The organism is Vibrio cionasavignyae, from assembly GCF_050337155.1.
Classification (GTDB): Bacteria; Pseudomonadota; Gammaproteobacteria; order Enterobacterales; family Vibrionaceae; genus Vibrio; species Vibrio nomapromontoriensis.
On the sequence record NZ_JAKJSR010000025.1, the window covers coordinates 1 to 23,341 of the forward strand.

The following is a 23,341-nucleotide window of genomic DNA, read 5'->3' on the forward strand; positions in this document are numbered from 1 at the left end:
CCTGCTAAGAGAAAATGGAGCGATACATCGGGTTCGAACCGATGACCTCAACCTTGGCAAGGTTGCGCTCTACCAACTGAGCTAGTATCGCATATCAACAGCAAATGCTATTGATTAAATRTGGTTGCGGGAGCCGGATTTGAACCAACGACCTTCGGGTTATGAGCCCGACGAGCTACCAAACTGCTCCATCCCGCGTCCGAATTGTAGTCAYCGTTAAGTACGATGAGAACTRTCACTTTCTACYAAGAGAAARTGGAGCGATACATCGGGTTCGAACCGATGACCTCAACCTTGGCAAGGTTGCGCTCTACCAACTGAGCTAGTATCGCATTGAACGTGTTTCGTTGTTCAGGGCTGCGAATTATAAGAGCATTTTTTTGTGATGCAAGTCCTATCGATAAAAAACATTCATTTTTTTTCTGTTTGATGAAAAAGCACACAAAAACACCTTATTTTTCTAGAAACTAGAGCAAATCAACCCCGCTCCGCTTCCAATAAAGATTCAACTAAATGGAGAAAACAGTTCCACGATAGTATTTTAGTTCAGCGATCGACTCACGAATATCGTCAAGCGCCAAATGCGTACCTTGTTTGCTAAAGCCATCTAAAATCTCTGGCTTCCAACGACGAGTCAGTTCTTTTAAGGTGCTTACGTCAATGTAACGATAGTGGAAATACTCCTCAAGCTCTGGCATGTGCTTGTATAAGAAACGACGATCTTGCCCAATGCTGTTGCCACAAATCGGTGATACCCCTTTTGGTACCCACTGCTCTAAAAACGCTATCGTCTCTGCAATTGCCTGCTGTTCTGTGTACGTACTCTCTGTCACACGAGCAACGAGCCCGCTCGCAGTATGAGTATTCGTGCACCACTCATCCATTTTTGCTAACTCAGCCTCAGGCTGATGAATCGCAATCACTGGACCTTCAGCAAGAATATTCAATTGACTGTCTGTCACTATACTCGCTATTTCGATGATTTTATGTTGCTCAGGATCGAGTCCTGTCATCTCGAGATCAACCCAGATTAAATTCTGATCGCTAAAAGACATAACGCCCTCGTCTATTTGTTTTCCGCTAAAAGAGGTACTATACCGAAATAAATTTCAGTAACCCAAATGGTTTGATGCATTGGCATCATAGAATATCGTGGCGAAAAAGAAAAAACTAACCAAAGGTCAAGTGCGTCGAGTACGCAGCAACCAAAGCAAAAAACTTAAACAAGAAGAAACCGTTCAATGGGATGAAACCATGCTAGGAGCGGTCAAACAAGGTTTAGTGATTACTCGCTTTGGCCAACATGCCGACATTGAAGATCTTGAAACTCAAGAGGTTCATCGTTGTAATTTACGACGTGGAATCGAGTCTCTCGTCTCTGGCGATCATGTAAAATGGCGTGTAGGCATTGAATCGATGCATGGTATTTCTGGTGTTGTAGAGGCCGTTGAGCCGCGCAGCTCAATACTCACCCGTCCAGACTATTACGATGGTCTAAAGCCCGTTGCAGCCAACGTTGACCAAATGGTTATTGTCTCTGCCATTGCGCCGGATTTATCGTTTAACATCATTGACCGCTATCTTGTTGCATCGGAAACGTTGCAAATTGCGCCTCTGCTGGTTTTAAACAAAGTTGACCTGATTTCTGAAGACGACAAAGCTGATATTTATGCCTCTTTGAACGCTTATAAGCGCATTGGCTATGACGTTGCCTTTGTCAGTAAAGAAACCGGCGAAGGAATCCAAGAACTGGAAAGCTACCTCAAAGATAAAGTGAACATCTTTGTTGGGCAGTCTGGCGTAGGCAAATCAAGCTTAGTCAATGCACTCATGCCTGAATTAGAAATTGAAGAAGGCGCGATCTCTGAGAACTCAGGGTTAGGCCAACACACAACCACGGCCGCCAGACTCTATCACTTCCCGTCAGGGGGCGATCTTATTGACTCTCCAGGGGTTCGTGAATTTGGACTGTGGCACTTAGAGCCTCATGAAATTACCGAAGCGTTCGTCGAATTTCGCCCTTACCTAGGTGGCTGTAAGTTTAGAGATTGCAAACACTTAGACGATCCTGGCTGCATTCTAAGGGAAGCGGTTGAAAACGGTAACATCGATAAAGGTCGCTTTGATAACTATCACCGAATTTTGGAAAGCATGGGTGAAAACAAAGCCAATCGACAATACTCGCGCAACAAGAAAGCGGATCTTGGTTGATTAAGAATCTACGTTTGTCTTTATGCCGCGAGTTTGCCATCACGCACAACGTCAGCACTGGAATTGGACTAAGTACTGACATTTTGTGAGATTTACATTAATATCTCGCGCCCTGAATTAGAAATACTCAATTAATGTTGGAATAGTAAGCAATGGATAAGATTAAAGTTGGACTTCAATATTGGATACCAAAACACGGTTTAACCCGTTTAGTCGGTAAACTAGCATCAGCAAAAGCTGGTGGTCTAACGACAGCTATCATTCGTTGGTTTGTAAAACAATATAACGTCAATTTAGATGAGGCTTTGTACTCAGACCCGGCTCACTTCGAAACTTTTAACGAGTTTTTCGTTCGTGAACTCAAACCTGGTACTCGACCAATTGCCGAAGGTGAATCTGTCATCACCCACCCCGCAGATGCGTGTGTGAGCCAATTTGGTCCCATTGAAGATGGTAAGCTAATCCAAGCTAAAAACCATCACTACACGGCACAAGAACTATTGGGCGGAAGTGAAGACCTCGCTAAAGAGTTTACCGATGGCGAATTTGCAACACTATACCTTTCTCCCCGCGACTATCACCGCGTACACATGCCATGCGATGGTACATTGCGCCAAATGATTTATGTACCTGGTGACCTGTTTTCGGTCAACCCGCTCACAGCAGAAAATGTACCCAATCTGTTTGCCCGCAACGAACGAGTGGTATGTATCTTTGATACAGAGTTTGGCCCAATGGCGCAAGTTCTTGTCGGTGCAACAATTGTCGGCAGTATCGAGCTGATCTGGGCTGGCACTGTAACACCACCGACTGGAAGTTCGGTTCACACTTGGGATTACCCTGCCGAAGGCAATAAGTCTGTTGTGTTGAAAAAAGGTGAAGAGATGGGTCGCTTTAAGCTGGGCTCAACGGTTATTAACTTGTTTGCCCATAATAGCATCCGTTTTGATGAGACGATGGCGAATACCACCCCTACTGTTATGGGCACACCTTATGCTCATGCGGCAGAACGTAGCGACAGCTAACTAGCTAAGTATGTAAATAACTAGGCCAGTCAAAAGAAACGGTGCAAATTTGCGCCGTTTTTTATTGCCTTATTCTCAGTTTTCTTAACGATTCTGCTTGATACGAATTGTTGACGTAAGACAATAATCTCACCAAAAAATCCTCTATGTTTTCAAAACTCTAACCTCAGTCGAAGACCTTATGGCGATTATCTTTTAATCTATTTGTTAGATGAATTTTTGATTTGAGATGATATTGCCTATGCCCAAGATAAATAACGGGGTTTTGATCCGGCTCCTGATCTGCTTCATGGTTCCCCTTGGTGTGTTAATGATGCCTATTGATGCCATTCCCATCGACGATCTCACGCTTATTCAACATCGACTACTCGCTATTTTCTTGCTTGCAGCGCTACTCTGGGTTCTAGAACCTGTTCCTGTTTTTGCCACCTCAATTCTTATCATCGCCTTAGAACTGGTGATGATTTCAGATAAAGGACTGCACCTATTTCGCACGCCACCAGCGGGACACGACTTAGGTGAGTTGATGAAATATACCGACATCTTTAGCGCTTTTTCATCGCCGATTATTATTTTATTTATGGGTGGCTTTGCCTTAGCGATTGCCGCGTCTAAATACGAACTCGACAACAACCTCGCACGCGTCTTACTTAAGCCTTTTGGCCAGCAGCCGAAATTTATCATGCTGGGTTTAATGCTGATCACCGCTGTCTTTTCGATGTTTATGTCGAATACCGCCACTACCGTGATGATGCTGGCATTACTTGGTCCCATTGTCGCTTCTGCCCCTAAAGGTGACATTGGCATCAAAGCCTTAGTGTTATGTATTCCTATTGCCGCGAATACAGGGGGGATAGCGACACCAATCGGCACGCCACCCAATGCGATAGCATTGCAATACCTCACAGGGGAGAACACTATCGACTTCCTGCAGTGGATGATGATGGGGCTGCCTTTTGTCATCATTCAACTGACCATTGCTTGGTTTTTATTACAACGCTTTTTCCCATCCTCACAGGATAAGATGGTGTTAAAGCTAAATGGGTCATTCCAAAAGAACTGGCGAGCTATCGTGGTATACGCTACGTTCGCCACCACCATTTTGCTTTGGATGACGACCAAGCTACACGGTATGAATACCTATGTGGTTTCCATTATTCCTCTTGCTGTATTTACTCTGACAGGGATCATGGGTAAAGAAGAACTTAAGCTCATTAACTGGGATGTGCTTTGGTTAGTGGCAGGGGGGATTGCTATTGGCATTGGCTTAGATAAAACCGGACTCGCCGTAGCACTCGCCCACGCTATCGACTATGAATCACTATCGCCAATGGCTGTAGTGCTAACACTTTCTGTCGTATGTTGGTTAATGGCTAACTTCATGTCGAATACTGCCACAGCAAACTTACTCATGCCTATCGCTGCCGCCATTGGCGCCTCAATGGAAAGCCTGGCCACTATTGGTGGTTTACAAGGTCTGCTCGTCGTTGTCGCATTTTCAGCATCTTTAGGGATGATTCTTCCTGTTTCCACCCCTCCAAACTCGCTTGCCTACTCTACTGGTCTAATTGAAAGCAAAGACATGGCAAAAATGGGGCTTATCCTAGGCGTTGTTGGCCTACTCATCGTCTATCTCGCAGCTTGGATCCTAACCTAAGCACGATATCGCACTTAGTCGAGCACTTTGGCAGCAATGAAATCAATCCTAACGGGGGGATTTCATTGCACTTTACTACACCGCATAGTACAACCTGTTTAGCGATAGGATTTCGAATTGAATAGGGAAACTCATGGGGTTTGAGTGGTTTGCGCTTATTGCCGCCTTTTTGTGGGCGGTTTCCAGTATTATTTCTGTCACGCCAGCGCGCCACCTCGGCTCTTTTGCCTATAGTCGATGGAGAATGGGGTGCACTGCCTGCATACTGACCACCATGGCACTGCTCACCAATGGCTGGGGAAGCGTTGCCTATACGCATATTACCCCCATGGCACTATCGGGCCTTATCGGGATCTTTATTGGCGATACCGCCTTATTTGCTTGCTTAAATCGAATGGGACCACGCCAAGCGGGTTTGCTGTTCTCTTGTCACGCTGTTTTCTCCGCCATACTCGGTTACTTTCTTTTTTCTGAAACCATGAATACCATTGAACTGATGGGTTCGGTTTTAGTGTTTTCTGGGGTCGCCACCGCTATCTTTTTTGGTCGTAAACAGGCGAAGCCGTCAGCAAGTCGCTTAGAGGAGATTCAGGGAAAGGTTTGGGTGGGTGTCGCACTCGGTATTACTGCGGCACTGTGTCAGGCGCTTGGGGGGATTATAGCAAAACCCGTGATGCAAACAGCTATCGACCCTATTGCCGCATCTGCGATTCGTATGATTACAGCATTTATTGCCCATAGCCTATTTTGGTTAACTGGGGCGAGACTTGCCAAAAGTATCAACCCAATTACCCTGCCCATCTTCGGCATTACTGCATTAAACGGGTTTCTTGCCATGGCTGTTGGCATGACGCTCATTCTCTTTGCACTGCAAACGGGTAATGTTGGCATGGTGGCGCTGCTTTCTTCGACAACACCTATTATGGTATTACCACTACTTTGGTTATACACCAAGCAACGACCTAACCGCTACGCGTGGCTAGGTGCATTACTCGCCGTTACTGGTACAGGTATACTCGTCAGTTAAGCTAAAAATAGTGGAACGAATGATACTAAGGAACATTACGCTATCGGAAATGGAAAGGCCGTCACTTGATCGATATGTTCAGCACCGATAGCCAGCATAATCAGCCGGTCAATCCCTAGCGCTACGCCCGCACATTGCGGTAACCCTGCCTCTAATGCAGCAATCAGATGATGATCAATCGGTTGAACAGGTAAGCCCATTGCTACCCTCTTTTGGTTATCTTGCTCAAAGCGAGCGAGTTGCTCTTTAGGGTTATCCAACTCATGAAAGCCGTTGGCAAGTTCGATTCCCTTGAAATACACCTCAAAGCGATCGGCCACCCTTGGGTCATTAGCATTCACTTTCGCCAATGCCGCTTGTGAAGCAGGGAAATCATAAACAAAAGCGGGAGAGTTCAAGCCAATTTGGCTTTCGACGCCCATACTAAATAGCAGTTGCAATAAGGTGTCTCGGTCCTCTTCACTGTCAGCAATATCAGACAAGCCTAATGTCCCGGCAGCGGCGCGAAGCTCAGACATAGAAGCGGTAAGTGGACAAACGGATAGTGCTTGAATAAACGCTTGTTGATACGTCATTCGCTCCGCTTTCTCTCCCTTTAATACCAACATCAATAGTTCATCCATTTCATCCATCAGCTTATGATGATCAAACCCAACGCGGTACCACTCCAACATAGTAAACTCTGGATTATGGTAACGGCCGCTCTCTTCATTGCGAAAAGCCTTCGCTATCTGATAGATACAGCCACTCCCCGCCGCCAGCAGTCGCTTCATATGAAATTCAGGGCTAGTCATGAAATACAAGCGCCTGCCGTCTGCATAACCTGGCCCAACAAATTCAGTGTCAAACGTTTGCAAGTGCACATCCGTGACCGTGGCATGGCTCATGGCTGGCGTCTCCACTTCCATGACATCTCTTGATAAGAAAAATTGACGCATGTTGTGAATAATCTCTGCTCGTTTTTTTAGCAAAGCTATTGATGCTGTAGGTTGCCAGTCGTTGTAAATCATAATCAAACTCATTAGCTGTAGTTATTGATAATTGTACAAATTTAAAGATACCCCACAATTATAAGTGACGTTAATCACACATCATATAAATACTATGCCTCTCTTTGCATTTCCGATGAAAAAACCTAACTCAATCAATTTTTTTACCCTGCGCCTTATCTACTATAGCCCTTAGTTTTTATCTGCTTATTTAAGCGCTAATTATCACCCGCGAGTTCAACTCGCTCTCACACTGGAGGATAACTGTGAAGACAATTACCACAGATATCGCAGTCATCGGCGCTGGTGGCGCTGGTCTTCGAACTGCTATTGCAGCCGCTGAAGCAAATCCTGACATGGAAGTTGCTCTTATCTCGAAAGTTTACCCGATGCGATCGCACACGGTCGCGGCTGAGGGTGGCTCTGCCGCTGTAATCAAGGATGAAGATAGCCTAGACAATCACTTCAACGATACCGTTGGCGGTGGTGACTGGCTTTGTGAACAGGATGTTGTTGAGTATTTCGTCAAAAGCGCAACCAAAGAAATGATCCAAATGGAGCAATGGGGCTGCCCTTGGAGTCGTAAAGAAAATGGCGAAGTCAACGTTCGTCGTTTTGGTGGCATGAAGGTGGAACGAACCTGGTTTGCTGCAGATAAAACCGGCTTCCATATGCTACATACGCTTTTTCAGACCTCAATGAAATATGACCAAATCAAACGATTTGATGAGTACTTTGTGGTTGATCTACTTGTTGTGGAAGGCGAAGTCCAAGGTCTGATTGCCATTCATATGTCGGAAGGCGAACTCGTGACCATTAAAGCGAAGTCTGTTGTACTCGCAACGGGTGGCGCTGGTCGTGTTTATCACTGTAACACTAACGGCGGCATTGTGACTGGCGATGGTATGGCAATGGCTTATCGTCATGGTGTGCCACTACGTGATATGGAATTCGTGCAATACCACCCAACAGGGCTTCCGGGCACTGGTATCCTGATGACCGAAGGTTGTCGTGGTGAAGGTGGTATTATCGTCAACAAGAACGGCTACCGTTACCTACAAGATTACGGCATGGGCCCTGAGACACCAGTAGGCGAGCCGAAAAACAAATACATGGAACTGGGTCCTCGTGACAAAGTTTCTCAAGCATTTTGGCATGAGCAGCAAAAAGGCAATACCATCAAACACCCACTGGGTGATGTGGTTCACCTAGACTTGCGTCACCTTGGCGAAGAGTACTTACAAGAACGTCTACCGTTTATCTGTGAACTTGCCAAAGCTTACGTCAACGTTGATCCAGCCAAAGAGCCAATCCCAATTAGACCAACTGTCCATTACACCATGGGTGGTATCGAGACCAATGGTCAATGTGAAACGCGTATACAAGGTCTATTCGCAGTCGGTGAATGTGCATCTGTTGGCCTTCACGGTGCTAACCGACTAGGCTCCAACTCACTGGCTGAGTTTGTTGTATTTGGTCGTGTTGCAGGTGAACAAGCCGTTGAACGTGCACAAGCCTTTAAAGGCTGGGATGACGCAGCAATTGCGAAACAAGTGGAAGCCGTTGAAGCGCGCATTGCCGCCCTACTCAACCAAGATGGTGACGAAAACTGGGCAGATATCCGCACTGAGATGGGTCATACCATGGAAGCGGGTTGTGGCATCTATCGTCAAGAAGATCTCATGCAAGCGACACTTGACAAGATTGCTGAGCTTAAGCAGCGTTATAAAAATATTGGCATTAAAGATAAAGGAAAAGTCTTCAACACAGATTTACTTTATGCCATCGAGGTCGGTTACGGTCTTGAAGTAGCAGAAGCAATGGTGCACTCCGCCATTCTGCGTAAAGAATCCCGTGGCGCGCACCAACGTTTAGACGATGGCTGCACAGAACGTGATGATGAAAACTTCCTAAAACACTCTCTCGCTTTCTTCCAAGAAGACAACGCGCCGAGCATTGATTATAGCGACGTGAAAATCACCAAATCCCAACCTAAAGCGCGCCTTTACGGTGAAGCTGCTGAGAAAGCTGCCGCTGCCGAAGCAAAAGCTGCTCAAGAAAACAATGCAGAGGAGCAAGCATAATGTCAGCAAATCGCATTCAAAAAGTAGAAATCATGCGTTACGACCCGGAGAAAGACTCTGAGCCTCGCATGCAGATGTTTGATGTCCCATTTGATGAAACCATGTCTGTACTTGACGCTATTGGCTATATCAAAGATAACCTAGACAAAGACTTATCTTACCGTTGGTCTTGTCGCATGGCGATTTGTGGATCTTGCGGCATCATGGTAAATGGTGTGCCTAAATTAGCTTGTAAAAGCTTCTTACGAGACTACACGGGTGGCGTCACCATCGAGCCATTAGCAAACTTCCCAATCGAAAAAGATTTGATTGTCGACATGACGCCGTTTATTGAGCGCCTAGAAGCCATTAAACCTTATATCATTGGCAATGACCGTACCCCAGAAGATGGCGCAAACCTGCAAACGCCAGAGCAAATGGCCAAATACAAACAGTTTGCTGGCTGTATCAACTGTGGCCTTTGTTACGCGGCTTGCCCTCAATTCGGACTAAACCCTGAGTTTATTGGCCCTGCCGCTCTGACACTTGCCCATCGCTATAACCTCGATAGCCGTGACAATGGCAAGAGCGAGCGCATGGCGCTAATTAACGGTGAAAATGGCGCATGGGGTTGTACCTTTGTCGGCTATTGCTCGGATGTTTGCCCTAAAAATGTCGATCCGGCTGCTGCGGTAAACCAAGGCAAAATTGAATCTTCAAAAGACTTTGTTATTGCCATGCTTAAGCCTGATGGCTCACCAAAGAATGTGGAGGCATAACCATGAGCAATAGAAAACCGTACGTTCGTGAAATAAAACGCACTTGGTGGAAAAATCACCCTTTCTACCGTTTCTACATGCTGCGTGAAGCCACGGTATTGCCACTGATTCTATTCACAATTTTCCTAACCTTTGGTTTAGGGGCGCTGGTGAAAGGACCAGAGGCCTGGCAAGGCTGGCTAGCATTTATGGCCAATCCAATCGTGATTGCCATCAACATTGTTGCACTAGCGGGCAGCTTATTCCACGCTCAAACCTTTTTTAGCATGATGCCGCAAGTCATGCCGATTAAATTAAAAGGTAAAGCGGTAGAAAAGAAAACCATCGTGCTCGCGCAATGGGCGGCCGTTGCAGCAATTTCTCTCATTGTGCTGATTATCGTCTAAGGAGACCACTGTGATTAACCAAAACCCTAAACGTTCAGACGAGCCCGTATGGTGGGGACTATTTGGTGCAGGCGGCTCATGGTTTGCCATGATTACTCCTGTTACTATTCTTGTCCTTGGCATTCTTGTGCCAATGGGCATCATCGACGCGCAAGCATTAAGCTATGAGCGAGTTGCAGGCTTTGCCACTAGCTTTATCGGTGCACTCTTTGTCATCGCCACATTAGCCTTACCAATGTGGCATGCGATGCACCGCCTTCACCATGGTATGCATGATCTAAAAATTCACGCTGGTGTGGCAGGCAAAATTGCGTGCTATTTCTTTGCAGGTCTTATTAGTGCATTAGCAGTGATCTTTATCTTTATGATTTAACGTTCAAAATGCCGAAAAGGGTAGCGAATTCGCTACCCTTTTTATTATCTACCAGTGTGTGAGCCATCATCCATTCAGACAATCTCTTACATTCCTTCATTTCCTCCCCCTATACAATCCGCGCCGATTTATAATAAAAAAGAGATGTAACAATGAAAAAGTCTATTTGCGCACTGGTTATTTCCAGTGCTCTTTTTGGGTGTGGTAGCACCGTTGATATGAAAAAATCAGACGCGGTTTCTGCACAACCAGAGCTCACACTAAAAACCGATGGCACATTTTGGGGATTCGGTCCCGAAGGTTCATTTGATATAGCGGGTCTCTATCACGGAAAATACTCACGTAGTGCGTCCACGAGTTCTTGGTTTAATACCATTAATAGTAAAGAAGGGGACATGGTTGCAGAAATCACTCGCACTGACAGCGGGGAAACTTGGACACTTGTTTGTAGTGGCGGTGGCACCAGCGTCGATCTCGGCAGCTTTTCGTTTGGTGGTAACGGGCCGTACATTTGTCAGATCAGTGAAGCGGGTCAAGCGATTGGTGAGTATGAGATGGCAAGAAAGTCTGAAGCGATCAGCCTATCAACGGCGAAGAAAGAAATCGGCTTCATTCGACTCGGTAGTACCCACTTTAACGTTGAGTCGATTCACGAAGGTGAAGGTCTACTGATGAGTGTCGATAATCCGCTTGGCTATAGCTTTAGCAGAGGCAGCCAAGAGATTGCTGCCGCGCAAACCAATGGTACGATAACACTTCAAACACTGGCCAACTTACCCAATACAGAAATGAATACCCTTGCGCTCGGTACGGTTGCCAGTGCATTAAGTTGGCGTCCGCAGGAATAACGCCCTCTATGTCTTAAACATAAACTGGATTTCAAACATAAAAAAAGGTCGCCTAAGCGACCTTTTTAATCTCGAAAGCAATATTACTTAACACGGCCTACATATTCTGCAGTACGAGTGTCAACTTTTACCACTTCACCGATTTGAATAAATAGCGGAACACGTACAACGGCACCCGTTGTTAATGTCGCAGGCTTACCGCCTGTACCTTGTGTATCACCTTTTAGACCAGGATCGGTTTCTGTTACTTCTAGCTCAACAAAGTTAGCTGGCGTAACAGAAATCGGCGTGCCGTTCCAAAGTGTAATCATACAAGGGTTGTTTTCTACCAACCATTTCGCATTGTCACCCACCGCTTTTACGTCTGCAGCGATTTGTTCGAATGTTTCATTGTTCATAAAGTGGTAGAATTCACCGTCTGAGTATAGGTAATCTAGATCGATATCCATGACGTCAGCGACTTCAAAGCTCTCGCCTGACTTAAATGTTTTCTCTAACACCTTACCAGACAGTAGTTTACGAATTTTAACACGGTTAAATGCTTGACCTTTACCTGGCTTCACGTATTCATTTTCTAGAATCACGCAAGGCTCGTTATCCAGCATTAATTTCAAACCGCCTTTAAATTCATTAGTGCTAACAGTAGCCATTGTATCCTCTTAGTATTCTTCGAGTTAAAATTTAATGTCGCCTATCATAACCCGAAATCTTGTTTCTGTTGAGCAAAACTGGCTCAAACAGCTATCCAATGCGATCTCAGACCCGTATCAGTTGCTTAAACAACTAGAAATTGATACGGCGCCATGGGAAAGCGGCCTACGTGCAAGGAAACTATTTCCGATGCGTGTCCCTCAAAGCTTTGTCGAACGAATGGAAAAAGGCAACCCATACGACCCGCTCTTACAACAAGTACTGCCATTAAGCCAAGAGTTCGACGTCCATGCTGGGTATTCAGAAGATCCGCTAGAAGAACAAGGTTCCGTGGTTCCCGGATTACTGCACAAGTACCAAAGTCGCGCGTTAATGATAGTCAAAGGTGGCTGTGCGGTTAACTGCCGCTATTGCTTCCGACGTCACTTCCCCTATGAAGATAATAAAGGCAACAAAGCAAACTGGCAGTTAGCGCTGGACTATATTGCCAACCAACCAGACATCAACGAAGTCATTCTCTCGGGGGGTGATCCATTAATGGCGAAGGACAAAGATATCGAATGGCTTATCCAACATATAGAATCTATCTCGCACGTTAATACTCTACGTATTCACTCTCGCTTGCCAGTGGTGATTCCTGACCGCATCACGGAGTCACTGTGTGAGATACTACAAGAGACGCGATTAAATACCGTTCTGGTTACACACATCAACCATGCTAACGAAATTAATCCCGCCCTATCGCTGGCGATACAACAAATCAAGCGAGCAGGCGTCACAGTACTTAATCAAAGCGTGTTACTAAAAGGCATCAATGACAATGTTGAGAGCCAAGTTGCGCTGAGTCATGCACTGTTTAACAGTGGAATACTGCCCTACTACCTGCACGTACTTGATAAAGTGCAAGGTGCGGCGCATTACTTTGTCGACGATCATCAAGCGAAACAGCTAATGCATGGATTAATCGAGCGTGTCTCCGGCTATTTAGTTCCCAAACTTACTCGTGAAGAGGGAGGCAAAACCAGCAAGACGCCACTCGATCTTCATCTTGAATAACGTTTTTCGTCTCGACAAAATTTATTTGTTCGCCTGCCCGGTCTAATAAACAGATACTGCTTTTTTTGAGGGGAGCATATTTGTGGAATTAGCAGCGTTTTTCGATTTAGGTCCATTCTCATGGCAGGCACTGACATGCTGTATGCTCAATGGCACACTTATTGGCCTTGAAAGGCAAACACGTGGTAAACCCGTTGGCATCCGAACATCCATTTTAGTGCTCTCTGGCACCTACCTCTTCATGTCAATGGCGATATCCTTATCCCCAAATACCCTTGATCAAGCCCGAGTATTAGGACAAATCATTACTGGTGTCGGCTTTTTAGGCGCTGGAGTCATGATGTCTGAAAATGGTAAAATCCACGGTGTGACTTCTGCTGCTGTCATCTGGCTGCTTGCTGGTCTGGGCATGATGATTGGGCTAGGGCATTACAAGGCCTCCATCATCCTAACTTTACTGGCACTCACCATACTACTTGGTGTCGATAAAGCAGAGAGCAGCTTTCAAAGCTTACGCCGCGGTGTCCACCAAACCTTCCAACGACGCTCAAAACGTAGAAAGTAAAAATATAGGCATAAAAAAGCCCCGAAACATCGAGTATTCGGGGCTTTTATCTCACGCTTTGGCAATTAACTCCGTGTTATTACACTGAGTGAATCAAAATTATTTAGCGAAGTTAACAATTGGGAAGCACTTGAAGAAACCGTTGTCTGCACAGTTAATTAGACCAATCTGAACACCGTCGATAGTATTCGTTTTGTTAAAAATACCCAATTGGAAATTAGATTTCTTAGAGAAACTGGCGATACCAATATCAGCCATAGTGTTACCTTCAGAGTAGTTCACCGCACTCCAGTTCAGGCCTTTTACGTCGTTCGTTACGTTGACCATACCAAGGTTAACACCTGTTGTTAAACCTGTATTCCAGTTAAAGATACCAAGTGACGCACCTTTCATTTCTTGAGTCACTTTAGAAGCACCAAAGAAAAGACCAAAGTTTACACCGGTTGTACGCTGTGTTTCAGACATACCTAATACAGAGAAGTCGACACCTTTCACTTCATTCACTTGACCGTGAAGAACAGATAAACGAACACCACCAACTGCATTGGCATCGGGTGCATTAAATCCATTTAAAGATGAAAACATAACTGGCGTGCTATCTGCTAGCGCCATCGGGGAAATAGATAGTGCTGCTGCCACTGCGATGGCTGATACGACTTTTTTCATTATTTTGTCTCCACTGACATGATCGTTTGTCTTTCATAACTATAGACGATGCTATGGTTGGTAACCATAGGTAATGTCAGTATATTGTCATATCCTGTAACATGTTAGCGATGATATTGATTATTATTGAAGCAGGCACAAAAAAAGCCAGAGGTCTCCCCCTGGCTCTGTAGGCACTTTCTGATGAATTACATCATACCTGGCATGCCGCCCATTCCGCCCATGTCAGGCATCGCTGGTGCGTCTTTTTGTGGTGCGTCTGTCACCATTGCTTCCGTTGTGATCATAAGACCCGCAACCGATGCGGCAAATTGTAGTGCGCTACGCGTTACTTTTGTTGGGTCAAGGATACCCATTGCAATCATATCGCCGTATTCACCTGTTGCCGCGTTGTAACCGTAGTTACCTTCGCCCGCTTTCACGTTGTTAGCTACCACAGACTCTTCATCACCTGCATTTGCTGTGATTTGACGAATTGGTGCTTCCATTGCGCGAAGTGCTACGCGGATACCCACTGTTTGCTCTTCATTGTCGCCTTCAAGGCCAGCAACTTTCGATGCCGCGCGGATAAGTGCAACACCACCACCAGCAACAACACCCTCTTCAACAGCAGCACGTGTTGCATGAAGTGCATCTTCAACACGGTCTTTCTTCTCTTTCATTTCAACTTCTGTTGCAGCGCCTACTTTAATCACCGCTACACCGCCAGCCAATTTCGCTACGCGCTCTTGAAGTTTTTCTTTGTCGTAATCAGATGTCGCGTCTTCAACTTGCTGACGAATCTGTGTTACACGACCTTGAATCATCGCTTCATCACCCGCGCCATCAATGATGGTGGAGTTTTCTTTGGTGATTGTTACGCGCTTAGCTTGACCTAGGTCTTCTAATGTTACTTTCTCAAGGTCTAGGCCGATTTCTTCAGAAATCACCGTACCGCCAGTTAGGATTGCGATATCTTGTAGCATAGACTTACGACGATCACCGAAACCCGGAGCTTTAACAGCAGCCACTTTCACGATGCCGCGCATGTTGTTCACAACTAACGTTGCTAGTGCTTCACCTTCTACGTCTTCTGCAATGATTAGCAGTGGACGAGATGCTTTAGCAACCGCTTCTAGTGTTGGTAGCAGTTCACGGATGTTCGATACTTTCTTATCGATAAGAAGAATGAACGGGCTCTCTAGATCAACACTGCCAGCTTCTTGGTTGTTGATGAAGTAAGGAGATAGGTAACCGCGATCAAATTGCATACCTTCTACTACGTCTAGCTCATCTTGTAGAGCCTGACCTTCTTCAACGGTAATAACGCCATCACGGCCTACTTTTTCCATCGCTTCAGCAATGATGTTACCCACTGTCGCGTCAGAGTTTGCAGAAATCGTACCCACCTGAGCAATAGCTTTGGTATCTTTACACTCAACAGACAGCGCTTTTAGCTCTTCAACCGCAGCCAATACTGCTTTGTCGATACCGCGCTTTAGATCCATTGGGTTCATGCCAGCAGCAACGGCTTTCAAACCTTCTGAAATGATAGATTGAGCCAGTACGGTTGCTGTCGTGGTTCCGTCACCCGCCGCATCATTAGCTTGAGAAGCGACTTCTTTCACCATTTGTGCGCCCATGTTCTGGAATTTGTCTTCCAGTTCAATTTCACGCGCAACAGAAACACCATCTTTAGTAATCGTTGGTGCACCGAAAGATTTGTCTAGTACCACGTTACGGCCTTTAGGACCCAGTGTTACTTTTACCGCGTCAGCTAGAACGTTAACACCTTCTAGCATTTTGATTCGTGCGTCGTTGCCAAACTTAACGTCTTTAGCAGCCATTGTTTATTTCCTTATCTAAATTCAGTGGATAGCTTGTTTAGAGTAAAAAATTACTCAACGTCTACTTAATTATTCTACGATAGCCATGATGTCATTTTCAGACATAATCAAGACTTCTTTACCGTCGATTTTTTCTGTTTTCGTGCCGTAGCCTTCAGCGAAGATAACCGTGTCACCCACTTTAACGTCCAATGCTTGAACTGACCCGTTTTCTAAAATGCGGCCATTACCTACAGCCAGCACCGTACCACGTGTTGATTTTTCTGCAGCAGAACCCGTAAGAACGATGCCACCAGCAGATTTAGATTCAACTTCTTTGCGCTCAACGATCACGCGGTCGTGTAGAGGACGGATATTCATCGGTCGTGTCTCCTGAATTAATTAATATGTTAGCTTGAGAATGCCTTAATTCGGCTTGTGATAATTATGTTGGGGGCGATTGGGTTGATCCCAAGGGGCAGACGCCAAAATTTTGTGACAAAAATAACGAAATTGAGCTTTGCCACCATCAAGAGATAAGGATCCATGTGATTCTCGCACGATTTATGGAATTCCTGTATCCTAAGCCCCTGTTTCATCAACGATGAATTCTATGCAAGATAAGCACGGGCTGCTTTCTGCCCCTATTCCCACAGTGCTCAAGCAAATGACGGTTCCCATGGTGTTTGGCATGGTGGCAATCTTAGCTTTCAACCTCGTTGACACCTTCTTCATTGCTTTACTGGGTACCCAGTCACTCGCCGCGGTCAGTTTTACTTTTCCCGTCACATTTGGGGTGAATTGCATCACCATGGGCATTGGTGTTGGCCTTTCTACGATCATTGGTCGACTACTGGGACAAGGTAATACTCGCAATGCCGCACAATTTACCACTCATGGTCTCATTCTTGCGGTTATCTTGGTCACCCTCGCCTCTACGCTTGGGCTATTTACCATTGATCCGCTGTTTCGCATGCTAGGTGCCAGCGACGATATCATTCCACTCATCGACCAATACATGGTGATTTGGTATTTTACTATCCCACTGTTGGTTATCCCGATGGCAGGTAATAGTGCCATTCGAGCCACAGGCGATACCAAAACGCCAGCTAAAATCATGATGCTCTCTGGAGTATTAAACGGTATTTTGGATCCACTGTTCATCTTTGGCATAGGTCCGTTCCCTGAACTCGGTATTCAAGGTGCCGCCATTGCCAGTGGTTTTGCTTGGTTTGGCGCTTTGCTGGGTTCGCTTTTCGTCTTAACTAAACGCGAAAAACTGCTGGGGAAAATTAACCCCGCCGCTCTACTAAAAGACTGGGCAGCTATTTTGAAAATTGGCACTCCGTCTGCTTTATCCACTGCGATGTCGCCTATTTCTGGCGCTATCTTAATGAAGATGCTCTCCGTTCACGGCACGGCTGCCATCGCCGCTTATGGCGCAGCGCAACGAGTGGAGTCTTTACTCATTCTGGTCCTCATTTCTTTAAGCTCAGCCTTAACGCCTTTTATGTCGCAGAACTTTGGTGCCAAACAACCGGAGCGAAGTTTCTCAGGGTTATTCCTCAGCATGCGTTTTTCAATCCTATTTCAGCTGATGGTATTTATTATGATGGTGCCACTCAGTATTCCGATTTCAGCCATGTTTTCTCAAGAAGCGGCGGTACGGGAAATCCTGTGGCATTACTTGCTCGTTGTTCCATTTAGCTACGGGTTCCAGGGGATTATCATGATGTTAGGCAGCGGACTCAATGCGCTTCACTTACCGAATAAGGCCTTTATGTGGAGTGCGATGCGTTTGTTCATATTCACACTCCCCGCCGCGGCGATTGGCAATTACTGGTATTCGTTGGAAGGGCTCTTCATTGGCGTAGCGGTGGGTAACGTTGTGGGCGGCATACTGGCGTATTTATACGCGGTAAAAATACGAAAAGCCCAGTGCTTACACTGAGCTTTTTCCTCTGAGACGTTCCATTAAGATATCGCTGGTTTGACTAAGGTTTAGATACCATCACCACCGACAAAAGTTTGTGACTTACCATTAAATTGCTGGTCCATATCTAAAGAAGGCATATCCGTTTTAGGCTTACCGACGATTTTAGCAGGCACCCCAGCGACAGTGGTATGCGCAGGGACGGCCTGCAGTACCACTGAACACGAACCAATTTTTGCACCTACGCCCACTTCAATGTTACCAAGAATCTTGGCACCAGCGCCTATCATCACGCCTTCGCGAATTTTAGGGTGACGGTCACCGCCCTCTTTTCCTGTACCACCTAAGGTCACATCTTGAAGTATCGACACATCATTTTCGACCACCGCCGTCTCACCGACGACGATACCTGTCGCGTGATCGAGCATGATACCTTTACCAATACATGCCGCAGGATGAATGTCCACCTGGCACGCCACTGAGATCTGGTTTTGTAAATACGTGGCTAATGCGACTCGGCCTTGCTTCCATAGCCAGTTGGCGACGCGATAACCCTGCAGGGCATGAAATCCCTTTAGATACAAAAGCGGCATTGAATACATAGAAACTGCAGGGTCACGATTCACTGTGGCACAAATATCACAAGCCGCAGCATCAGTAATCGAAGGGTCTGCTGCAAAAGCTTGCTCTACCACTTCACGTACCGCCATGGCCGGCATAGACGCGGTCTTAAGTTTATTCGCGAGAATATAACTTAATGCCGCCCCTAAGCTTTCATGATTAATGATTGTGGCATGATAAAAGCTCGCCAGCATCGGCTCTTCTTCCGACTGCTTACGCGCTTCTTTTATAATGCACTGCCATACTTTTTGTTTTTCACAGTGTTTCATGTTCTGTCCTAAGAGTAGTATCTAGCCTTAAAAGCCGTGCGTCGTAACTTCACCATCTTGCGTAACATCAATGTAAACGTAACACACAAAGCGATGACGCATATGCTTCAGCGCTTATTTTACAACGCTTATTGCTTCTCTGCTTTTTTATCCCTTGCTAGTAGATCTTGCGCAGCAAGCATCGCATCCTTTCCTTGATACAATACTTGATAGATTTGGTCAACAATTGGCATCTCTACACCGACTCTTTGTGACAACAACCAAACCTCTTTGGTATTACGATAACCTTCAACCACTTGGCCAATTTCAGTTTGTGCAGAATCGACATCTTTACCCTGACCTAATGCCAAGCCAAAACGTCGGTTACGAGACTGGTTATCGGTACAGGTCAGCACTAAATCGCCAAGCCCGGCCATTCCCATAAAGGTATCCGGCTTTGCCCCTATCGCGACACCTAAGCGAGTCATTTCAGCTAGACCTCGCGTGATCAATGCAGTACGCGCATTGGCCCCAAAGCCAATGCCATCCGACATACCAGCACCAATCGCAATCACGTTTTTAACTGCACCGCCTAGTTGCATGCCGATGAAGTCATCATTGGCATAAACGCGGAACGTTTTACTGCAATGGATTTTGTCCTGCAATTCAGTCACAAACTGCGTATTAGTCGACGCGACAGCAATAGCCGTCGGCATTCCAGCCGCTAATTCTTTTGCGAATGTCGGACCAGAAAGTACCGCTAAAGGGTAGCCATCACCAATAATATCGCTAGCAACGTCTTTTAGAAGGCGACCGCTTTCAGGCTCGAGTCCTTTGGTTGCCCAACAGATACGGCTGTCTTCGCGCAAATGCGGCTTCATGCTCTCTAGCACAACACCAAATACATGGCTCGGAACAACAACCAATAAATCCTGGCTGGCTTGCACCGCTTTTTGAAGATCGGATTCAACAATGAGTGACTCAGGAAAGTCTATTCCTGGCAAAAAGTCATGGTTCGCTCGATCTGCCTCTAGGCGAGCCATATGCTCAGGATCATGTCCCCAAATGACTACGTTTGCACCGTTTCGTGCCAGAGAAATGGCTAGCGATGTCCCGTAGGAGCCCGCGCCAATGACTGTCATTGAAATTTCTTTCCCGTATGCGTTACTCATAACACCACCACGTCATAATTTGAAAGCCACAGCTAACAGTTTAGTCTCTCAGACTTTCGTCTTCTAAAAGCTTAACCTTAACCGTAAAAATAAAAAATGCACATCGCTAGGCGCTGTGCATTTTCAAAAAGATTACTCGTTCTTGCAAAGCGATAGCCCTGCAACACACAGCGAATTACGCTTCAGCTTGATCTTCTGTTTGAGCTTGCTGCTGAAGGTAGTTCATGAACAATGCATCAAAGTTAACTGGTGCTAGGTTCAATTGTGGGAACGTACCTTTCATCGTTAGGCTAGAGATTGTTTCACGAGCATAAGGGAACAAAATGTTCGGGCAGAAAGCGCCAAGGCAATGTGCCAATTGACCTGCTTCCATTTGCTCAGCTGTGAAAATACCACCTTGTTGAACTTCACAAAGGAATGCTGTGTCTTCTGCATTCTTAACCGTAACCGTTAGACGAAGTACCACTTCGTAAACGCCTTGTCCTAGTTCACGGCTTTGCGTGTCTAGGTCTAGCTTAACGTCTGGGTTCCATTCTTTTTGAAACATGTCCGGAGAGTTCGGCGCTTCAAAAGAAAGATCTTTTAGAAAGATACGTTGAATTGTGAAATTCTGTTGTGCTTCTTGAGGTGCTGCTTCAGCCATGATGAATATCCTTTATAATACGTCTAAAATTAACGAAACCGTTTTTGAGTTGTCTGGCAGACTAGCCGAGCCGATGTTTTATGACTAGGCGAACCGCTAATTCCGTGGCATTTATCACATCCCTAGGTAAGAAATGCCGCGAAAACACTCAATTACTAGGGTTACTTCTTACCTTTAATCAGCGGCAGGTTTGCTTCACTCCAAGCTGACAGGCCGCCTTTAAGCACGTAAACCTGTTCAAAACCTGATTTAGCAAGCAAGTTTGCACTCTCTTGTGCAGTCTGACCCGTCTTACATACCACAATGATTGGGTCTGATTTTTTGTTTTCAAGGCTAGGCGTAGATTCAGCTTTGATATCAGAAGGAAGTACGTTAACAGCGTCAGTAATGTGACCACGTTTGAAATCGTCTTTTGAACGAATATCCACAACAAGTGCACTGTCATGGTTCATCATTTGAGTCACCTGCGCGGCTGAAATCTCTTTGTACGCTGCATTGGCAGACTTCACGAAGTTGGCAATCAGAGCAACAAAAAGTGCGGCCCAAACCACGGCCATGATCATATTTTGTTGTAAAAAATCTAAGTACTCTTGCATAGCTTGCGCTCTTAATTAGTTGAAGATGAAATTCAGACGAGGAGTATAACGGCTTCGCCGCCCTCTGGCGAGGGGGGAACTTGTTTCGAATAAATAATTGAGATCCCTCTTTCGCTATTGCAGCAATAGCGCAAAACAATTGGTCTGTCTCCTACATCTGCGCTATTAATGGCTAAGCATTTAAGGAATCAGCGACGCATTGTGTCTATGATTACCTCATTACAACAATTAATGTGTGCAATTAACTTTCAAAAAACTGAAAACAAGCTACGGTAATCACAAACAATATTTGATCTGCCACTACTGTTTTGGTTAAAAAGTGTAGTAAAATTACGCTAATTTGTTTTCAGTAAAGTTATTTTAGATTCGACGAGGTTATAACTATGTCAGCTAAGAAGCCTATGGCTCTAGTCATTCTTGACGGTTGGGGATACCGTGAAGATAACGCAAGCAACGCAATCAACAACGCAAAAACTCCAGTAATGGACGGCTTGTGGGCAAACAATCCACGCACACTTATTTCAGCTTCTGGTATGGACGTCGGTCTTCCAGATGGTCAAATGGGTAACTCTGAAGTGGGTCACACTAATATTGGTGCCGGCCGAGTGGTCTACCAAGACTTGACTCGTATTACTAAATCTATCGCTGACGGTGAATTTGGTCAAAACGAAGTACTCGCTGCTGCAATGGATAAAGCCATCGCCGCAGGTAAAGCGGTTCACCTTATGGGGCTAATGTCTCCAGGTGGTGTTCACTCTCACGAGGACCACATTTACGCTGCCGTTAAAATGGCTGCTGAGCGTGGCGCTGAAAAAATCTACCTACACTGCTTCCTAGATGGTCGTGATACGCCACCACGCAGTGCTGAAGGTTCACTAAAACGCTTTGAAGCGCTCTTTACTGAGCTTGGTAAAGGCCGTGTGGCTTCTCTTGTTGGTCGTTACTACGCAATGGATCGAGACAACAACTGGGATCGCGTTGAAAAAGCCTACGACCTGCTTACTCAAGCAGAAGGTGCCTACACGTTTGACTCGGCTGTTGCTGGTCTAGAAGCGGCTTACGCTCGTGAAGAAAACGATGAGTTTGTTGCGCCAACTGAGCTACGTGCTGAAGGTCAAGAGTCTGCTGCTATCGTTGATGGCGATGCAGTTATCTTTATGAACTACCGTGCTGACCGTGCTCGTGAAATCACTCGTGCATTCGTTCCTGCATTTGAAGGCTTTGAGCGTAAAGTATTCCCAGCAGTCGACTTTGTTATGCTAACGCAATACGCAGCCGATATCCCTCTGCTTTGCGCATTCCCACCAGCATCTCTAGAAAACACCTACGGTGAGTGGCTATCTAAAGAAGGTAAGACTCAACTACGTATCTCTGAAACAGAGAAGTACGCACACGTGACTTTCTTCTTCAATGGTGGTGTTGAGAACGAATTTGACGGCGAAGAGCGTCAGCTTGTTGCTTCTCCAAAAGTGGCGACGTATGACCTACAGCCAGAAATGAGCTCTGAAGAGCTGACTGAGAAAATGGTTGCTGCTATTAAGTCAGGCAAATACGACACTATCATCTGTAACTATCCAAACGCAGATATGGTTGGTCACACTGGCGTTTACGAAGCTGCAGAACAAGCGATTGAAGCTTTGGATGCAAGCGTTGCGAAAATCGTTGAAGCCATCAAAGAAGTGGATGGTCAAATGCTGATCACGGCTGACCATGGTAATGCGGAAATGATGGTTGACCCAGTCACTGGCGGCACTCATACGGCTCACACCAATCTTCCTGTTCCTCTTATCTATATTGGTAACCAGGACATCGAGTTCAAAGAAGGCGGTAAACTGTCAGACCTAGCACCAACCATGCTATCAATGACAGGCATGAGCATTCCTGCTGAAATGTCAGGCGACATTCTTGTAAAGTAATGACACAAGTCTGATAAAACGCCGATGCTTATGCGTCGGCGTTTTTGTATGCTTGCACCTATTATCGCTTTTCAATAAAGTAGTGACCTAAGACGGACTTGCCCTCTTCTC

The 23,341-nt window shown here is 45.7% G+C and carries 23 protein-coding genes and 3 tRNA genes; 13 read left to right on the forward strand and 13 right to left on the reverse strand.

The genetic code is table 11. The annotated features are described in order from the left end of the window. Positions 1–15: 15 nt before the first annotated feature. The 4 genes from L4D74_RS19240 to orn all read right to left on the reverse strand — a co-directional run bounded on the left by L4D74_RS19240 (position 16) and on the right by orn (position 1,055). Positions 16–91 (reverse strand) — tRNA-Gly (locus L4D74_RS19240). Between the two features lie 30 nt (positions 92–121). Then, positions 122–198: transfer RNA gene (locus L4D74_RS19245), tRNA-Met, on the reverse strand. A 58-nt stretch (positions 199–256) separates the two neighbouring features. Continuing rightward, positions 257–332, reverse strand: a tRNA-Gly gene (locus tag L4D74_RS19250). Between the two features lie 177 nt (positions 333–509). Next, the gene (gene orn / locus L4D74_RS19255; protein ID WP_428754072.1) at positions 510–1,055 is read right to left on the reverse strand and encodes an oligoribonuclease; all 546 of its coding nucleotides are present in this window, start codon (positions 1,053–1,055) and stop codon (positions 510–512) included. A gap of 97 nt (positions 1,056–1,152) precedes the next feature. On the opposite strand from orn, the gene rsgA reads away from it, so the two are divergent. From rsgA to L4D74_RS19275, 4 genes are all read left to right on the forward strand, one after another. Next, on the forward strand, positions 1,153–2,211 hold the full coding sequence (gene rsgA, locus L4D74_RS19260) for a small ribosomal subunit biogenesis GTPase RsgA (RefSeq protein WP_428754074.1): 1,059 nt from the start codon (positions 1,153–1,155) through the stop codon (positions 2,209–2,211). 152 nt (positions 2,212–2,363) lie between these two features. After that, a complete protein-coding gene (asd, locus tag L4D74_RS19265; RefSeq protein ID WP_428754076.1) occupies positions 2,364–3,236 on the forward strand; it encodes an archaetidylserine decarboxylase in 873 nt (290 codons plus the stop codon). Between the two features lie 241 nt (positions 3,237–3,477). Further along, positions 3,478–4,893 carry an SLC13 family permease gene (locus L4D74_RS19270; protein ID WP_428754077.1) on the forward strand — a complete coding sequence of 472 codons (1,416 nt, stop codon included), beginning with the start codon at positions 3,478–3,480 and terminating at the stop codon, positions 4,891–4,893. A gap of 133 nt (positions 4,894–5,026) precedes the next feature. After that, positions 5,027–5,920, forward strand: coding sequence for a DMT family transporter (locus L4D74_RS19275; protein ID WP_428754078.1), 894 nt, complete (start codon positions 5,027–5,029; stop codon positions 5,918–5,920). A 35-nt stretch (positions 5,921–5,955) separates the two neighbouring features. Here the strand turns inward: L4D74_RS19275 and epmA are convergent, their stop codons facing one another. Continuing rightward, positions 5,956–6,927, reverse strand: coding sequence for an elongation factor P--(R)-beta-lysine ligase (epmA, locus tag L4D74_RS19280; protein ID WP_428754184.1), 972 nt, complete (start codon positions 6,925–6,927; stop codon positions 5,956–5,958). 248 nt (positions 6,928–7,175) lie between these two features. Between epmA and frdA the strand changes: the two genes are divergently transcribed. The 5 genes from frdA to L4D74_RS19305 all read left to right on the forward strand — a co-directional run bounded on the left by frdA (position 7,176) and on the right by L4D74_RS19305 (position 11,358). Further along, on the forward strand, positions 7,176–8,993 hold the full coding sequence (gene frdA, locus L4D74_RS19285; RefSeq protein WP_428754080.1) for a fumarate reductase (quinol) flavoprotein subunit: 1,818 nt from the start codon (positions 7,176–7,178) through the stop codon (positions 8,991–8,993). Next, positions 8,993–9,751 carry a succinate dehydrogenase/fumarate reductase iron-sulfur subunit gene (locus L4D74_RS19290; RefSeq protein ID WP_428754081.1) on the forward strand — a complete coding sequence of 253 codons (759 nt, stop codon included), beginning with the start codon at positions 8,993–8,995 and terminating at the stop codon, positions 9,749–9,751. Before frdA ends, L4D74_RS19290 begins: the two co-directional genes overlap by 1 nt. Before the next feature lie 2 nt (positions 9,752–9,753). Then, a complete protein-coding gene (gene frdC / locus L4D74_RS19295; protein WP_250618672.1) occupies positions 9,754–10,137 on the forward strand; it encodes a fumarate reductase subunit FrdC in 384 nt (127 codons plus the stop codon). Positions 10,138–10,147: 10 nt separating this feature from the next. After that, the gene (gene frdD / locus L4D74_RS19300) at positions 10,148–10,510 is read left to right on the forward strand and encodes a fumarate reductase subunit FrdD (protein WP_265674879.1); all 363 of its coding nucleotides are present in this window, start codon (positions 10,148–10,150) and stop codon (positions 10,508–10,510) included. Positions 10,511–10,662: 152 nt separating this feature from the next. Then, positions 10,663–11,358 carry a VV20781 family protein gene (locus tag L4D74_RS19305; protein ID WP_428754083.1) on the forward strand — a complete coding sequence of 232 codons (696 nt, stop codon included), beginning with the start codon at positions 10,663–10,665 and terminating at the stop codon, positions 11,356–11,358. 83 nt (positions 11,359–11,441) lie between these two features. Here L4D74_RS19305 and efp read toward each other — a convergent pair whose 3' ends face one another. After that, on the reverse strand, positions 11,442–12,008 hold the full coding sequence (gene efp / locus L4D74_RS19310; protein ID WP_250618675.1) for an elongation factor P: 567 nt from the start codon (positions 12,006–12,008) through the stop codon (positions 11,442–11,444). Positions 12,009–12,042: 34 nt separating this feature from the next. Between efp and epmB the strand changes: the two genes are divergently transcribed. Beyond that, positions 12,043–13,065 (forward strand): EF-P beta-lysylation protein EpmB, encoded by a 1,023-nt coding sequence (epmB, locus tag L4D74_RS19315; RefSeq protein ID WP_428754085.1) that lies wholly within the window; start codon positions 12,043–12,045, stop codon positions 13,063–13,065. An 82-nt stretch (positions 13,066–13,147) separates the two neighbouring features. Continuing rightward, positions 13,148–13,630 carry an MgtC/SapB family protein gene (locus tag L4D74_RS19320; protein ID WP_428754087.1) on the forward strand — a complete coding sequence of 161 codons (483 nt, stop codon included), beginning with the start codon at positions 13,148–13,150 and terminating at the stop codon, positions 13,628–13,630. A gap of 99 nt (positions 13,631–13,729) precedes the next feature. On the opposite strand, the gene L4D74_RS19325 is transcribed toward L4D74_RS19320, so the two are convergent. From L4D74_RS19325 to L4D74_RS19335, 3 genes are all read right to left on the reverse strand, one after another. Next, on the reverse strand, positions 13,730–14,296 hold the full coding sequence (locus L4D74_RS19325) for a VC2662 family protein (RefSeq protein WP_428754089.1): 567 nt from the start codon (positions 14,294–14,296) through the stop codon (positions 13,730–13,732). Between the two features lie 188 nt (positions 14,297–14,484). Then, the gene (gene groL / locus L4D74_RS19330; RefSeq protein WP_428754090.1) at positions 14,485–16,122 is read right to left on the reverse strand and encodes a chaperonin GroEL; all 1,638 of its coding nucleotides are present in this window, start codon (positions 16,120–16,122) and stop codon (positions 14,485–14,487) included. Positions 16,123–16,191: 69 nt separating this feature from the next. Next, positions 16,192–16,482 (reverse strand): co-chaperone GroES, encoded by a 291-nt coding sequence (locus L4D74_RS19335; RefSeq protein WP_102471149.1) that lies wholly within the window; start codon positions 16,480–16,482, stop codon positions 16,192–16,194. Positions 16,483–16,714: 232 nt separating this feature from the next. Between L4D74_RS19335 and L4D74_RS19340 the strand changes: the two genes are divergently transcribed. Beyond that, positions 16,715–18,052: an MATE family efflux transporter gene (locus tag L4D74_RS19340; protein ID WP_489686387.1), complete on the forward strand. Its 1,338-nt coding sequence runs from the start codon at positions 16,715–16,717 to the stop codon at positions 18,050–18,052. 50 nt (positions 18,053–18,102) lie between these two features. Here L4D74_RS19340 and cysE read toward each other — a convergent pair whose 3' ends face one another. From cysE to L4D74_RS19360, 4 genes are all read right to left on the reverse strand, one after another. Next, positions 18,103–18,924 carry a serine O-acetyltransferase gene (gene cysE, locus L4D74_RS19345; RefSeq protein WP_428754094.1) on the reverse strand — a complete coding sequence of 274 codons (822 nt, stop codon included), beginning with the start codon at positions 18,922–18,924 and terminating at the stop codon, positions 18,103–18,105. A 128-nt stretch (positions 18,925–19,052) separates the two neighbouring features. Beyond that, positions 19,053–20,075, reverse strand: a complete 1,023-nt coding sequence (gene gpsA, locus L4D74_RS19350; protein ID WP_428754096.1) for an NAD(P)H-dependent glycerol-3-phosphate dehydrogenase — start codon at positions 20,073–20,075, stop codon at positions 19,053–19,055. Positions 20,076–20,250: 175 nt separating this feature from the next. Then, entirely contained in the window at positions 20,251–20,718 is a 468-nt protein-coding gene (gene secB / locus L4D74_RS19355; RefSeq protein WP_250618683.1) for a protein-export chaperone SecB, read from the reverse strand. A gap of 161 nt (positions 20,719–20,879) precedes the next feature. After that, on the reverse strand, positions 20,880–21,314 hold the full coding sequence (locus L4D74_RS19360; RefSeq protein WP_250618684.1) for a rhodanese-like domain-containing protein: 435 nt from the start codon (positions 21,312–21,314) through the stop codon (positions 20,880–20,882). Positions 21,315–21,697: 383 nt separating this feature from the next. Between L4D74_RS19360 and gpmM the strand changes: the two genes are divergently transcribed. Further along, positions 21,698–23,230, forward strand: a complete 1,533-nt coding sequence (gene gpmM / locus L4D74_RS19365; protein ID WP_428754097.1) for a 2,3-bisphosphoglycerate-independent phosphoglycerate mutase — start codon at positions 21,698–21,700, stop codon at positions 23,228–23,230. Positions 23,231–23,341 lie beyond the last annotated feature (111 nt).

Bases quoted from the DNA above. Each gene is read 5' to 3' on its own strand.
- orn (WP_428754072.1), bottom strand. From the start codon at position 1,055: ATGTCTTTTAGCGATCAGAATTTAATCTGGGTTGATCTCGAGATGACA.
- asd (WP_428754076.1), top strand. From the start codon at position 2,364: ATGGATAAGATTAAAGTTGGACTTCAATATTGGATACCAAAACACGGT.
- L4D74_RS19270 (WP_428754077.1), top strand. From the start codon at position 3,478: ATGCCCAAGATAAATAACGGGGTTTTGATCCGGCTCCTGATCTGCTTC.
- L4D74_RS19275 (WP_428754078.1), top strand. From the start codon at position 5,027: ATGGGGTTTGAGTGGTTTGCGCTTATTGCCGCCTTTTTGTGGGCGGTT.
- L4D74_RS19290 (WP_428754081.1), top strand. From the start codon at position 8,993: ATGTCAGCAAATCGCATTCAAAAAGTAGAAATCATGCGTTACGACCCG.
- frdC (WP_250618672.1), top strand. From the start codon at position 9,754: ATGAGCAATAGAAAACCGTACGTTCGTGAAATAAAACGCACTTGGTGG.
- L4D74_RS19305 (WP_428754083.1), top strand. From the start codon at position 10,663: ATGAAAAAGTCTATTTGCGCACTGGTTATTTCCAGTGCTCTTTTTGGG.
- efp (WP_250618675.1), bottom strand. From the start codon at position 12,008: ATGGCTACTGTTAGCACTAATGAATTTAAAGGCGGTTTGAAATTAATG.
- epmB (WP_428754085.1), top strand. From the start codon at position 12,043: ATGTCGCCTATCATAACCCGAAATCTTGTTTCTGTTGAGCAAAACTGG.
- L4D74_RS19325 (WP_428754089.1), bottom strand. From the start codon at position 14,296: ATGAAAAAAGTCGTATCAGCCATCGCAGTGGCAGCAGCACTATCTATT.
- groL (WP_428754090.1), bottom strand. From the start codon at position 16,122: ATGGCTGCTAAAGACGTTAAGTTTGGCAACGACGCACGAATCAAAATG.
- L4D74_RS19335 (WP_102471149.1), bottom strand. From the start codon at position 16,482: ATGAATATCCGTCCTCTACACGACCGCGTGATCGTTGAGCGCAAAGAA.
- L4D74_RS19340 (WP_489686387.1), top strand. From the start codon at position 16,715: ATGCAAGATAAGCACGGGCTGCTTTCTGCCCCTATTCCCACAGTGCTC.
- cysE (WP_428754094.1), bottom strand. From the start codon at position 18,924: ATGAAACACTGTGAAAAACAAAAAGTATGGCAGTGCATTATAAAAGAA.
- gpsA (WP_428754096.1), bottom strand. From the start codon at position 20,075: ATGAGTAACGCATACGGGAAAGAAATTTCAATGACAGTCATTGGCGCG.
- secB (WP_250618683.1), bottom strand. From the start codon at position 20,718: ATGGCTGAAGCAGCACCTCAAGAAGCACAACAGAATTTCACAATTCAA.
- L4D74_RS19360 (WP_250618684.1), bottom strand. From the start codon at position 21,314: ATGCAAGAGTACTTAGATTTTTTACAACAAAATATGATCATGGCCGTG.
- gpmM (WP_428754097.1), top strand. From the start codon at position 21,698: ATGTCAGCTAAGAAGCCTATGGCTCTAGTCATTCTTGACGGTTGGGGA.